Genomic DNA, 13,317 nt, shown 5'->3' on the forward strand with positions numbered 1-13,317 from the left:
GACCTCAAACAGGCCAGGGCGCCGGCCCCCTGAAAGTGACCATGTTCTCCCGATGCCATCTCTTGGCGGCCACACTGAAGCGCAGCTTCTGTCTGGCCGCGTTTTTGCTTGCTTTCACCGCCCTCCTCCCTGGCACCGCCAGCGCCAAGGAAGGCGCCTACGAGGCCGAGCTGCCCGCAGGCCTGGCTCAGGCCCGCGATCTCTGCGCCCTGCTGCCCTGCGCCCAGGTCTTCCCCGGCGCGCAGAGCTTTTCCGAGCGCATGGGCACGCCGCCTTATGTCGAGGCTTACGGCGCCGCCGACGCCGCCGGCAAGAAGCCGCTGCTGGGCTATGTGATGCTGTCCACGGACATCACCGACACGCCGGCCTACTCCGGCAAGCCGGTGGTCACCCTGATCGGCATGGACCGGGCCGGGCGCTTCGTCGGCACCCAGGTGCTCAAGCATTCCGAGCCCATCCTGCTGCTGGGCATTCCCGAGTCCGCGCTGCTGAACTTCAACAAGCAGTACCTGGGCAAATCGGTGGCCGACAAGATCGAGGTCGGCCAGTCACGCCCCGATGAGGGCGTGCTGGGCCTGGATGCCATCTCCGGCGCCACCGTCACCGTGATCGCGCAGAACCAGGTCATGATGGCCTCGGGCCAGGCCGTGGCCCGCCAGGTCGGCATCCTGCCGCCCACCCTGCGCGAAGCCGCCCGCTACCAGGCCACCGAGCCCCAGGGCCGGGCGCTCAGCTGGGCGCAGCTGAAAGCGCTGGGCGCCTTGCAGCGCCTGAGCGTGCGCAGCGAGCAGCTGGGCTTGGCGCACAGCGATCAGCCCTTCATCGAACTCTGGTTCGGTGACCTCAACCACCCCGATGTCGCCCGCAGCCTGCTGGGCGAGCGCGGCAGGCAGCAGCTGCAGGCCTCGCTCAAGCCGGGCGAGCATGCCATCTTCGTGGTGCGCAGCGCCGGTGTGGAGTCCTTCAAGGGCTCGGGCTTTGTGCGCGGCGGTCTCTACGACCGGGTGCAGCTCAAGCAAGGCGCCGATGCCTTCACCTTCCGCGACCTCGACTACCTCAATCTTTACGGCCTGCAGGCCGAAGACGCGCCGGCCTTTGACGAGTCCGCCATCTTCATCGTTCGCAACAAGAGCTTCTCGCCCGCCTACCCCTGGAAGCTGGCCTTTCTGGGCAACAAGGTCGAGCGCGCCACCGGCACGCGCAGCTTCGTCAATTTCGACGCCCAGGTCTGGCTCGATGATCGCCTTCTCGTGGGCGGCCGCCCGGCCCTGCCCGAGGCCGCCGCGCCCTGGGTGCAGGTCTGGAAAAGTCGGGCGCTGGAGATCGCGCTCTTCGTCGCCCTGCTGCTGGCGGTCACCGTGGTCTATGCCCTGCGTGAGCGCTTGACCCGCCTGTCCACGCACAAGAACAAGTGGCCGGTCAATGCCTTCAAGTACACAGCCTGGGCGCTGAGCATAGTCTTCGTCGGCTTCGGCGCCATGGCCCAGCCCTCCATCACCCAGGTGCTGACCTGGTTCCATGCCTTGCTGTTCCAGTGGACCTGGTCGCTCTTCCTCAGCGACCCCTTCATCTTCTGCTTCTGGATCTTCATCATCGCCACCGTCTTCCTGTTCGGCCGTGGCCTGTTCTGCGGCTGGATGTGCCCTTTCGGCTCGCTGTCCGAAGCGCTCTACAAGATCGGCAGCAAGCTGGGCCTGAAGCGCTGGCAAGGCCATCTGCCGCAGCGCTGGCACGACCGGCTCAAATGGCTCAAGTACGGCGTCTTCTTCGGCCTGCTGAGCGTGTCCATGTTCTCCATGGGCCTGGCCGAAAAGCTGGCCGAGGTGGAGCCGTTCAAGACCACCTTTCTGGTCGGCATCAGCCATCGCGCCTGGCCCTACGGCCTCTTCGTCTGCCTGATCCTGGGTGTCTCGCTGTTCATCGAGCGGCCCTATTGCAAATACATCTGCCCGCTCGGCGCGGCCCTGGCCATGCCCAGCACCTTCCGCTGGTTCGGCCTCAAGCGCAAGCAGGACTGCAACAGCTGCAAGGCCTGCGCGGTTGGCTGCGGCTCGCTGGCCATCGACGCGGCCGGCCGCATCGACCACCGTGAATGCCTGCACTGCCTGGACTGCATGATTCTCTACACCGATGCCAAGGGCTGCCCGCCCCTGGCCAAGGAACGCAAGCGGCGCGAGCGCGACGGCCTCTTGATCACGCCGATCGGCCGCGACGGCTATTTCATCCCCATCGACTCGGTGCCGGCGATCTCGGCCAAGGTCGCCGCCGGCCCCGACCCGCGCATGCCCAGCGAAGCGGTGAGCCCCGCGCACAAGGCCGGCCGCAGCGGCCTGGCCTGGCTGGCGCGCGAGCTCTGGGACCATCTCTGGCCCTGGAACGCCGGCGCCTTCGCCAGCCAGCGGGCGCTGCAGATCGCCGGCTTTTCCCTGGCCCTGGCCGCCAGCCTGGCCTGGGTGCTGGCCGGCAGCGGCCGGCTCTCGCAGAGCGCCATCATCGCCTGGTGGTTTGGCTGGAGCGTCTACGAGGTGCTGATCCGCCTGGCCGGCAAACGCTATGTCAAAGACGGCCCTTGGTGGCAAGCCAACTACCGCCGCGCCAGCGTGATGGACATGCTCAGCTATGTCGGCTTCAAGAACCTCTTGATCGGCGCCGTGCTCTTCCTCGCGCTCAAGTCCATGGGCGGGCTGTCGGCATGAGAGCAGCCACGGCCGCCTGGCTCTTTGCGCTGCTGCTGATCGGCGCTTCGGCAGGCGCCGCCACCGTGCGCGTGCGCCCCGGTGAATCGCTGCAGCAGGCTCTGGATGGCGCCAGCCCAGGAGACACCGTAGAAGTGGAGCCTGCCCTGCACAGGGGCAGCTTCATCATCGACAAGCCGCTGACCCTGCGCGGCATCGGCCGGCCGACCCTGAGCGGCGCCATGCAAGGCGACACGCTGCGGGTCACGGCCGCCGACGTGACCATCGAAGGCCTGATCGTGCGCGACTCGGGCGACAGCCTCAAGGACCAGAACGCCGGCATCTACCTGCGCCCCGGCGCCCACCGTGCCGTGGTGCAGAACTGCGACCTCACCTACAACCTCTTCGGCCTGTGGATCGAGAAGGCCAACGATGTGCGCATCGAGGCCAATCTGATCACCGGCAAGCGCGAGTACAACAGCTCGCAGCGCGGCAACGGCATCCAGCTCTACAACACCACCGGCGCCCGCATCATCGGCAACAACATCGGCTTTGTGCGCGACGCGCTCTACGTCGATGTCTCGCACCACGCCGTCTTCCGCGGCAACAAGCTGCACCACAGCCGCTACGGCAGCCACTACATGAACTCTTACTACAACCTGTGGGAGGACAACGACAGCTACTACAACCGCGGTGGCCTGGCCTTGATGGAGGTGCGCGACCAGGTGGTGCGCGGCAACCGCACCTGGGGCAATAGCGACCACGGCATCATGCTGCGCACGCTGCAGGACTCGCTGATCGAGAACAACATCATCGCCGGCAACAACCGCGGCTTCTTCATCTACGACGTCGAGTACGCGACGCTGAAAGGCAATCTGATCGTCGACAACCATGTCGGCGTGCACCTCTCGGCCGGCTCGACCCGCAATGTGGTCGAGGGCAATGACTTCATCGCCAACCGCGAGCAGATCCGCTACATCGGCGCGCGCGACGAGGTCTGGGGCTGCCCTCTGCCCAAAGACCGCAAGGATCGTGGCAAACCGGTCCCGCCCGAGCAGTGCGCCGGCAACCACTGGAGCAACTACCTCGGCTGGGACCGCAATGGCGACGGCCGCGGCGACGTGCCCTACGAGGCCAATGACATGGTGGACCGCCTGAGCTGGCGCTACCCCGGCCTCAAGCTGCTGCTGGCCAGCCCGGCCATCCAGGCCCTGCGCCTGGTCGGCCAGCAGTTCCCGGTGCTGCGCGTGCCCAGCGTGATCGACCCCCGCCCGCAGATGCGGGCGGCCCACAAGCAATGGAGTGAATGGCGTGACAAGCACTATCCCGGCCTCTGACAGCCCCGGCCGCGAACACGAAGGCACGGGCGGCAGCCCGGCCATTGAGCTGCGCGGCCTGAGCAAGCATTACGGCAGCCTGCGCGCGGTCGACGGCGTCGACCTGCGCGTGCAGCGCGGCGAGATCTTCGGCCTGATCGGCCACAACGGTGCCGGCAAGAGCACCTTGTTCAAGATGATGTTGGGCCTGGTCGCGCCCAGCAGCGGCGAGGTGCTGATCCAGGGCCGGCCCATCAGCGGCGGCGACTTCCGCGCCATCCGGCGCGGCCTGGGCTACCTGCCCGAAAACGTGGTGCTGTACGACAACCTCAGCGGACTGGAGACCTTGCAGTTCTTCGCCCGTCTGAAGGGCGCAGCGGCCGCGCAATGCCAGCCGCTGCTGGAGCAGGTCGGTCTGGCCGACGCCGGCCACCGGCCGCTGCGCGAGTACTCCAAAGGCATGCGCCAGCGCCTCGGCTTCGCCCAGGCCTTGCTGGGCCGGCCACAGCTGCTGTTTCTCGACGAGCCGAGCAACGGCCTGGACCCGCAAGCCATACGCGACTTCTACCGCAGCCTGCAGGCGCTGCGCGAGCAGGGCGTGACGGTGCTGATCACCTCGCACATCCTGGCCGAGCTGCAGGAGCGGGTCGACCGCCTGGCCATCATGGCGGCCGGCCGCATCCAGGCCCTGGGCACGGTGCAGTCGCTGCGCGAGCAGCAGCAGGCGCCGCTGCACATCGAGCTGAGCCTGGCCAACGAGGCCGATGTGCTGTTTGCTGGTCAGTTGTTTTCCGGACAGTTGTTGACCAGCCAAGCCCTGCCTGGCGCAGGCCAACGGCTCAGCCTGAGCTGCCCGCGCGAACACAAGATGGCCGCGCTGGCCCTTGCCACCCAGCTGGGCTCGCGCCTGCTGGACCTGAAGATTCTGGAGCCCTCGCTCGAAGACCTGTTCTTCGGCCTCGGTGACGCCGCCCGGAGGCCCGCCTGATGGAAGCCGCACGACAGATCCTGACCCTGGCGGCCAAGGAGTTCCGCGAACGCATGCGCAACCGCTGGGTGCTGGCCGTGGCCCTGGTGTTCACCTTGTTCTCGCTGGCCATCACCTACTTCGGCGGCTCCGCCCAGGGCCAGATCGGGCCGCGCTCGATCGAGTTCATCATCGCCAGCCTGGTCAGCCTGGTCATCTACCTGATCCCGCTGATCGCCTTGCTGCTGGGCTTCGACGCCGTGGTCGGCGAGCGCGAGCGTGGCAGCCTGGACCTGCTGCTGGCCCTGCCCATCACCCGGCTGGAGCTGCTGCTGGGCAAATACCTGGGCCTGGCCGCCGCTTTGAGCCTGTCCACGCTGAGCGGCTTTGCCCTGGTGGCCGGCCTGCTCTGGCAGCAGTTCGGCTGGGCCGGGCTGTATCACTACCTGGGCTTTGTACTCAGCGCCCTGCTGCTGGGCCTGGCCTTTTTAAGCCTGGCCGTGCTGCTCTCGGTGCTGGCGCGCGAGCGCACCCGGGCCTCGGGCCTGGCCATCGCCCTCTGGTTCTTCTTCGTTCTGGTGTTCGACCTGGTGCTGCTGGGCCTGCTGGTGGCCGGCGCCGGGGGTGGCTGGCTGGCCGGCGACGCCCTGGCCTATGCCTTGCTGCTGAACCCGGCCGATGTGTTCCGCATCCTCAATATCTTTTCGCTGGAGGACATGCGCACGCTCTACGGCCTGGGCACCTTGGTGCCTCCGGCCATGGCCAAGCCCTGGTTGATGGGCCTGGTCATGGGGGTCTGGATCGTGCTGCCGCTGGCCCTGGCACGCTGGAGATTCCGTTCATGAAAACACTGCTTGATTCATCCCCCGTGCTGCCGCGCCGCAGCCTGCTGATCGCCGGCATGGCAGGACTGGCCGGCCTGGGCCTGGCCGCCTGCGGCAAATCGGCCGAGGACAGCCAGCAAGCCCTGGTCCCGGCCGAGATCGACCCGCGCAGCACCTGCGACCTCGACGGCATGCTGCTGGCAGACTACCCCGGTCCCAAGGCGCAGATCTTCTACGAGGGCACACCGCAGCCCCTGTTCTTCTGCGACACGGTGGAGCTGTTCAACACCTTGCTGCGGCCCGAGCAGGTGCGCGCCGTGCGCGCCGCCTTTGTGCAGGACATGGGCCTGGCCGACTGGGAACAGCCGCGCGGCCACTGGTTCGAAGCCAAGAAGGGCCTCTATGTGCTGGGCAGCAAACGCCATGGTTCCATGGGCCCGACCCTGGCCAGCTTCAGCCGCGAGGACCAGGCCCAGGCCTTCATCAAGAGCTGGGGCGGCCGCCTGCTGCGCTATGCCGAGATCCGCCCCGAGATGGTGGACCTCAGCGGCGGCGCTCTGCATGACAGCCGGATGTAGACATCCATGAAGCGCTCGCCCTACGCGCGGCGCCGCCTGCTGGCGGCCGGCCTCGCGGCAAGCGGCCTGCTGGGCGCCGGCCTGCTCTGGGCGCGCCAGCGCTCGCCGGCCGCGGCAGCAGCCCTGCCGGTGGACGATTTCTGCGTGCTGGCACCGCCGCTGGCCTATGAGCCGAGCTCGGGCCTGGGCCTGCTGCAGGCTCGACTCATCCCGGCCGATGCGCGCTGCCCGGTCTGCGGCATGTTCCCGGCGCGTGCGCCGGAGTGGGCGGCGCAGCTGATCTTCAGCGACGGCGCTACGCAGTTCTTCGATTCGCCGGTGTCCATGCTGATCTATCTGCAGGACGTCGGCCGCTATGCGCGTGGCCGCAGTGTCACCGATGTCGTAGCACGTTATGTCCGTGACGCGGGCGGCAACCGTGCTCAGCCAGGCGCCTGGCTGGACGCCGGCCAGGCCGTCTTCGTCAGCGGCTCCGACGCTCTGGGGCCGATGCGGGCCGGCAATCTGCCGGCTTTTGCCGACCGCGCCGCGGCGCTGGCCTTCGCGCAGCGGCGCGGTGGCCAAGCGCTGCGCCTGGCCGAGGTGCCGCGTTCCCTGCTGAAGCAATTGGATCCAAGAGCCCATCTCGGGCATTGAGGCGCCGGAGCGGGGGGAAGTGCAGCCCTGTCATGATGGCCGTCATGACTGTCATCCAGCAGCTGCGAAACTGGGCCCGTCGTCTCAAGCGCGATGGCCTGAGCCTGTGGTTCGCCGGCCGCCACCCGGGCACGCCCTGGCATGCCAAGGCCCTGGCCGCCCTGGTCGTGGCCTATGCCTTGAGCCCCATCGACCTGATCCCGGACTTCATCCCTGTGCTGGGCTATCTCGACGATTTGCTGCTGTTGCCCATCCTGATCCATCTCGGCCTGCGCCTGCTGCCGCCCGAGGTGCTGGCGGACTGCCGGCGCCTGGCCGAGGACTGGCTGCGCCAGGAAAAACGCAAGCCGGTGTCCTGGCTCGGTGCGGCCCTGGTCCTGCTGGTCTGGCTGGCCGCCACGATGGCGGTCTGGCTTGCCCTGCGGCGTTGAGCGGGGCGCGCCCCCGCCGAAAGCGCTGGTAGCAGAGCCGATTTCCTTGTTCCGGTTCAAGGAAGCGGCTGACATAAGTCCCTAGTCTTGCGGCATCTGCAACAGACCCTGAGGACGGACCATCATGAGCCGAGGCTTCACCAGCCAGATGGCGCGCAATATCTTCTACGGAGGCACCTTGTTCTTCGTGCTGCTGTTCGCCGCGCTGATCTTCGACACCGAGCAAAGAATTCCCAAGCGGTCCAATGCCGGCGAACTGACGCCGGCCGTGGTGCGCGGCAAGCACATCTGGGAAACCCGCAACTGCATCGGCTGCCACACCCTGCTCGGCGAAGGCGCCTATTTCGCGCCCGAGCTGGGCAATGTCTACAAGCGCCGCGGCCCTGACTTCATCAAGGCCTGGATCAAGGCCCAGCCGACCGGCGCCCCCGGCCGCCGCCAGATGCCCAACTTCCAGCTCGACGACAAGCAGCTCGATGACCTCGTTGAGTTCCTCAGGTGGACGAACGGTATCGACACTGAAAAGTGGCCGCCGAATGTCGAAGGCTGAGTCGCGACCGAGCTGAGTCCACTGCGGACTCAGCGACGCGCGACGAAGGCCGGGCCGCCTGCAAGCGGTACGGCTGAGACGCGACCGAGCTGAGCCCCTGCCAACTCAGCGACGCGAGACGAAGGCCGGCACGCTTGCAAGCGCGCCGGCCGGGTCTCCCGAACAAGAGGATTCCATATGAAACCCATCACCCTCAAATACAAATCCCAAGCCGTCGCCAAGCTCTACTTCATCGGCGCACTGGCACTCTTTCTTGGCCAGATCGTCTTCGGCATCACCCTGGGCTTGCAGTACCTGATCGGGGACCTGATGTTCCCGGCCATTCCCTTCAATATCGCCCGCATGGTGCACACGAATCTGCTGATCGTGTGGCTGCTGATGGGCTTTATGGGCAGCGCCTATTTCCTGGTTCCCGAGGAGGCGGAGACCGAGCTTTACAGCCCCTTGCTGGCCAAGATCCTGTTCTGGGTTTTCCTGGGCGCCGGCGCGCTGACCATACTCGGCTATCTGCTGGTGCCCTATGCCACCCTGGCCGAGATGACCGGCAACAACCTGCTGGCCACCATGGGGCGCGAGTTCCTGGAGCAGCCGCTGCCGACCAAGCTGGGCATCGTCGTTGTCGCCCTGGCCTTTCTCTTCAACATCAGCATGACGGTGCTGAAGGGCCGCAAGACCGCCATCACCCTGGTGCTGCTGATGGGCTTGTGGGGCCTGGCCCTGATGTTCCTGTTCAGCTTCGTCAACCCCAGCAATCTGGTGCGCGACAAGATGTACTGGTGGTTCGTGGTTCACCTCTGGGTGGAAGGCACTTGGGAGCTGATCCTGGGCGCGCTGCTGGCCTTTGTGCTGATCAAGACCACCGGCGTGGACCGTGAAGTGATCGACAAGTGGCTGTACCTGATCGTCACCATGGCCCTGGTCACCGGCATCCTGGGTACCGGCCACCACTTCTTCTTCATCGGTCTGCCGGGCTACTGGCATTGGGTCGGCAGTGTGTTCAGCGCGCTGGAGCCCATCCCCTTCTTCATGATGACCTTGTTCGCCTTCAATATGGTGCAACGGCGCAAGCGCGAGCATCCCAACCAGGCGGCCGTGCTCTGGGCCGTCGGCTGCGCGGTGATGGGTTTCCTCGGCGCCGGCGTCTGGGGCTTCCTGCACACGCTGAGCCCGGTCAACTACTACACCCATGGCAGCCAGATCACCGCCGCCCACGGCCACCTGGCCTTTTACGGCGCCTATGTGCTGGTGGTCATTGCGATGATCAGTTATGCCATGCCCCTGCTGCGCGGCCGCGAAGCCAACTCACGCCGTGCCCAGAGCGTGGAGATGTGGAGCTTCTGGATCATGACCATAGGCATGGGCGTGATGGTGCTGGCCCTGACCGGCGCCGGCATCCTGCAGGTCTGGCTGCAGCGCATGCCCACCGAGGGCGCGATGAGCTTCATGGCCACGCAAGACCAGCTGCGTTTCTTCTACTGGCTGCGCATGGCCGGCGGCGTGATGTTCCTGCTGGGCCTGCTGACATATCTGGCCAGCTTCTTCGTCGGCCCCGGCCGGGCCGAAGATGAAGCCCTGCACGAAAGCGCCCAGCAAAACGGCGCCTTGCCCCGCGCGGCCTGAGCATGGAAATGCACAGTGCCAGGCAGTTGCAACAACTGCCCTTCTATGCGCCCCAAGGCGAGGAGTGCCGGCTCTTCGAGCAGGCCCATGCCAGCCGCCTGCCCCTGCTGATCAAGGGCCCGACCGGCTGCGGCAAGACCCGCCTGGTCGAGCATATGGCGGCCCGGCTGGGCCGGCCGCTGATCACGGTCAGCTGCCATGACGACCTCAGCGCGGCCGACCTGGTCGGCCGCCACCTGATCCAGGGCGGCGACACGCGCTGGTGCGACGGCCCGCTGACCCGGGCCGTTCGCGAAGGCGCGATCTGCTATCTGGACGAGGTGGTCGAGGCGCGCAAGGACACCACCGTGGTCCTGCACCCGCTGGCCGATGACCGGCGCCAGCTGGCCATCGAGCGCACCGGCGAGCTGCTGCAGGCCGCGCCCGGCTTCATGCTGGTGATCAGCTACAACCCCGGCTACCAGAACCTGCTCAAGGGCCTGAAGCCCAGCACCCGCCAGCGCTTCGTCGCCCTGGGCCTGGACTACCCGGCGCCTGACATCGAGCGCGCCATCGTCGCCAGCGAAAGTGGCTGCTCCGCCGAGGTGGCCGCCCAGCTGGTCCGCCTGGCCCAGGCCCTGCGCCGGCTGACCGAGCAAGACCTGGAAGAAACCGCCAGCACCCGGCTGCTGGTGATGGCGGCGCGCCTGCATGTGGCCGGCCTGGCCCTGCTGCCCGCCTGCCGCGCGGCCATCGTCGACGCGCTGACGGACGAGGCCGACACCGGCGCCGCCCTGCACGAGGTGCTGCGCGCGGTGATCGGTGATGCCTGATCCTGGCCCCGCGACGGGCTCTTCTGTTCAGCACAGCCAGCGGCTGCAGCGCCGCCGGCGCGCCACGCAGCTGGCTTTCTTCGCCCTCTTCCTGCTGGCGCCGGCGCTGAACCTGCTTCGCTTCGACCTCAACGAAACACAGCTTTGGGTCTTGGGCCAGCGCTGGAGTCTGGGCATCAGCGCCCTGCAGCGCGGCGAGGTCAGCGCCAATCAAGCGGCCCTGAGCCTGATCCTGCGCGGCATCCTGCCGGGCCTGGCCCTGGTGGCGCTCTTTCTCGGTGTGGCCTGGCGTTGGGGCCGGCTGTACTGCGGCTGGCTGTGCCCACATTTCTCGCTGGTCGAGGGCCTGAACGCCTTGCTGCACAAGGCCTGCGGCAAATTCAGCCTCTGGGACGAGCAGGCCAGCCTGCGGCCGGGCGAGACCGCGCAGCGCCGCTGGTGGCCGGTCTATGCCTTGAGCTGCGCGGGTTTCGGCTTTCTCTGGGCCATCACCCTGCTGACCTATCTGCTGCCGCCGCAAGCGATCTGGGGCGGCCTGCTGCAAGGCACACTGACCGTCAACCAGAGCCGCTTCATCCTGATTGCCGGCAGCGCCTTCACCCTGGAGCTTCTGTTCGCCCGCCACCTGTTCTGCCGCTTCGGCTGCGCCATCGGCCTGTTCCAGAGCCTGGCCTGGATGGCCAACCCGCGCGCCTTGGTCGTGGTCTTCAAGCGCGAACGCGCCAGCGACTGCCGGACCTGCAGCACCGAGCGTGCGCCCGAGGGCAGCGCCTGCGACCGCGTCTGCCCGATGCGGCTGCGGCCGCGCCAGATCAAGCGCCTGATGTTCTCCTGCGTGCAATGCGGCCGCTGCGTGGACCAATGCGCCGAGTCGCAACAGGCGCAGCCGCAGCTGCCCCAGCCCCAGCTGGAATGGACAGTGGGCGTGGACGCGCTGCGTGAGACGCTGCGTCAATCGCAAAAAAACAGCAACAGAACCGACCCTTGAAGTAGGAAGTTAGACCATGGAAGAGTGGATCGGCGAACGCTGGCATCGCTTCATCACCGGAGCCGCCGAGCGCGGCCATGCCGGGGCCGCCGTGGCTCTGCCCGATGTGCAGCAGGCCGCCGGCCTGCTCTACCGCGCCGCCGGCGGCAGCCACAGCCTGCGCATCGTGCCCGCGGCCGATATGCGCATCGGCGGCCCGCGCCACTGGCTGCAGCGCCTGGCCGGCAGCGGCACGCGCGCCGCACTGCCACGCCTGGACACCGAGACCCTGGCCCTGCCGCCGCGCATCGCCCTGTTCGAGCAGGCGGAACTGAACCGCGACCTCTACCTCTGGCTGGCCGCCCTGGCCGCCTGCTTCGAACTCGGTGCCAGCGGCAGCTGGGCGGGCGACAACCTCGCCGCTTGCCAGTTGGCCCTGCAGCGCTGCCCGGGCCTGCGGCCGCGCTGGCTGCGCTTGCGCGAGGCCCATCTGGCCCAACGCCGCGCCGAGGCCGTGGCGCTGCGCACGCCCGAGGCGCGGGCGGCTGAGGCGCGCCTGCAAGCCCTGCTGCTGGCCGAGCCCGGGCTGGCCAGCATCGATGGCAGCTTCGATGTCGAGGCCCCGCTGCTGGCCCCGGTTTGGCTGTGGCTGCAGGCCCTGCCTGCGGCCGCGGCGGGAGCGACGGGCCAGGCACGCAGCGCGGCCGCGAGCGGTGGGTCACAAGCGCAACAAGAACAAGAGCAAGCGAAACGCCGCCGCGCCCGCCCGACCAAGCCGGCCTCGCAGAGGGCGCCGCTGCTGCTGGCCTCCAAGGCCGAGTCCCTGCGCAGCTGGAGCGAGCATGTGCCCCTGGACCGGGCCAGCGAGGACGAGACCGACGAAGACGAGGCACGCGCCGCGGCCGACGATATGGAGGAGCTGACGCTGGCGCGCGAGGGCTCGGCCAGCGCCGCCCGCATCAAGTTCGACCTCGACCTGCCCAGCGCCAGCGCCGACGACCTGCCCCTGGGCGAGGGCGAGTCACTGCCCGAATGGGACTGGAAGCGGCAATGCCTGCTGCCCGAACATTGCTGGGTGCAGACCCTGGTGGCGCGACCGAGCGGTCCGGCGTTCTCGCCCCAAGCCGCCTTGCGCCAGACCGCACGCCGCCTGCGCCGCCGGCTCGAAACCTTGCGCAGCGCGCCGCAGTGGCAGCGCGGCTGCAACGAGGGTGAGGTGCTCGATCTCGATGCCTGGGTGCGGCATCTGGGCGGCCTGCACGCCAGCAGCAGCCCCGAGCCCCAAGTCTGGGCCCGGCGCCAGCGCAGCGAGCGCAGCCTGGCCACCTTGCTGCTGGCCGATCTGTCCCTGTCCACCGACGCCTATGCCAACAACGAGCAGCGCGTGATCGATGTGATCCGCGATGCGCTCTATGTCTTCGGCGAGGCCTTGCATGGCTGCGGCGACCCCTTTGCCATGCTGGGCTTCAGCTCGGTGCGGCGCAGCCAGGTGCGCATCCATCAAATCAAGGGTTTCGAGGAAGCCTGGTCCGGCCCGGTGCAAAGCCGGGTCGGCGCGATCAAGCCTGGCTACTACACCCGCATGGGCGCAGCGATTCGCCTGGCCACACGCCGGCTGCAAGAGCGCCCCGAGCGCCAGCGCCTGCTGCTGCTGCTGACCGACGGCAAGCCCAATGACCTCGATGTCTACGAGGGCCGCTGGGGCATCGAGGACACGCGCGAAGCGGTGCGCGAGGCGCGCCGCGCCGGCCTGCAGCCCTTTTGCCTGAGCATCGACGAGCAGGCCCAGGACTATCTGCCCCATCTCTTCGGCCACCAGGGCTGGGCCCGCGTGGCCCGCCCGACCGAGCTGCCGCTGCGCCTGGCCGGCGTCTACAGCCGGTTGACGCGCGGCGTTTGAGGGTGAGAGTTTTTCTACTGCGCGCTCGCCATGCGTCGTTG

At 67.9% G+C, this 13,317-nt stretch carries 12 protein-coding genes; all 12 read left to right on the top strand.

Annotated elements, in window-relative coordinates:
* Positions 1–41: 41 nt before the first annotated feature.
* Positions 42–2,696: a NosR/NirI family protein gene (locus tag LNV28_RS18015; RefSeq protein ID WP_263519334.1), complete on the top strand. Its 2,655-nt coding sequence runs from the start codon at positions 42–44 to the stop codon at positions 2,694–2,696.
* Entirely contained in the window at positions 2,693–4,012 is a 1,320-nt protein-coding gene (locus tag LNV28_RS18020; protein ID WP_263519333.1) for a nitrous oxide reductase family maturation protein NosD, read from the top strand. The genes LNV28_RS18015 and LNV28_RS18020 overlap by 4 nt, the downstream gene beginning before the upstream one ends.
* Complete coding sequence (locus LNV28_RS18025; protein WP_263519421.1) at positions 3,999–4,979, top strand: ABC transporter ATP-binding protein; 981 nt, start codon at positions 3,999–4,001, stop codon at positions 4,977–4,979. The genes LNV28_RS18020 and LNV28_RS18025 overlap by 14 nt, the downstream gene beginning before the upstream one ends.
* Entirely contained in the window at positions 4,979–5,803 is an 825-nt protein-coding gene (locus LNV28_RS18030) for an ABC transporter permease (RefSeq protein WP_171829201.1), read from the top strand. The genes LNV28_RS18025 and LNV28_RS18030 overlap by 1 nt, the downstream gene beginning before the upstream one ends.
* Positions 5,800–6,360, top strand: a complete 561-nt coding sequence (locus LNV28_RS18035) for a nitrous oxide reductase accessory protein NosL (protein ID WP_263519332.1) — start codon at positions 5,800–5,802, stop codon at positions 6,358–6,360. Before LNV28_RS18030 ends, LNV28_RS18035 begins: the two co-directional genes overlap by 4 nt.
* A gap of 6 nt (positions 6,361–6,366) precedes the next feature.
* The gene (locus LNV28_RS18040) at positions 6,367–6,996 is read left to right on the top strand and encodes a nitrous oxide reductase accessory protein NosL (protein WP_263519331.1); all 630 of its coding nucleotides are present in this window, start codon (positions 6,367–6,369) and stop codon (positions 6,994–6,996) included.
* Positions 6,997–7,040: 44 nt separating this feature from the next.
* Positions 7,041–7,427, top strand: coding sequence for a YkvA family protein (locus LNV28_RS18045; protein ID WP_263519330.1), 387 nt, complete (start codon positions 7,041–7,043; stop codon positions 7,425–7,427).
* 124 nt (positions 7,428–7,551) lie between these two features.
* A complete protein-coding gene (locus tag LNV28_RS18050) occupies positions 7,552–7,977 on the top strand; it encodes a c-type cytochrome (RefSeq protein ID WP_102767472.1) in 426 nt (141 codons plus the stop codon).
* A 177-nt stretch (positions 7,978–8,154) separates the two neighbouring features.
* Positions 8,155–9,597, top strand: coding sequence for a cbb3-type cytochrome c oxidase subunit I (locus LNV28_RS18055; RefSeq protein WP_263519329.1), 1,443 nt, complete (start codon positions 8,155–8,157; stop codon positions 9,595–9,597).
* A gap of 8 nt (positions 9,598–9,605) precedes the next feature.
* On the top strand, positions 9,606–10,409 hold the full coding sequence (locus LNV28_RS18060; RefSeq protein ID WP_411969990.1) for a CbbQ/NirQ/NorQ/GpvN family protein: 804 nt from the start codon (positions 9,606–9,608) through the stop codon (positions 10,407–10,409).
* Positions 10,402–11,397: a 4Fe-4S binding protein gene (locus LNV28_RS18065; protein WP_263519327.1), complete on the top strand. Its 996-nt coding sequence runs from the start codon at positions 10,402–10,404 to the stop codon at positions 11,395–11,397. The genes LNV28_RS18060 and LNV28_RS18065 overlap by 8 nt, the downstream gene beginning before the upstream one ends.
* Positions 11,398–11,413: 16 nt before the next feature.
* Positions 11,414–13,276 (top strand): nitric oxide reductase activation protein NorD, encoded by a 1,863-nt coding sequence (locus tag LNV28_RS18070; protein WP_263519326.1) that lies wholly within the window; start codon positions 11,414–11,416, stop codon positions 13,274–13,276.
* Positions 13,277–13,317: the final 41 nt, after the last annotated feature.

Origin of the sequence: Paucibacter sp. DJ2R-2 (assembly GCF_025717675.1) — a bacterium.
In the GTDB taxonomy this organism is placed as follows: Bacteria; Pseudomonadota; Gammaproteobacteria; order Burkholderiales; family Burkholderiaceae_C; genus Paucibacter_A.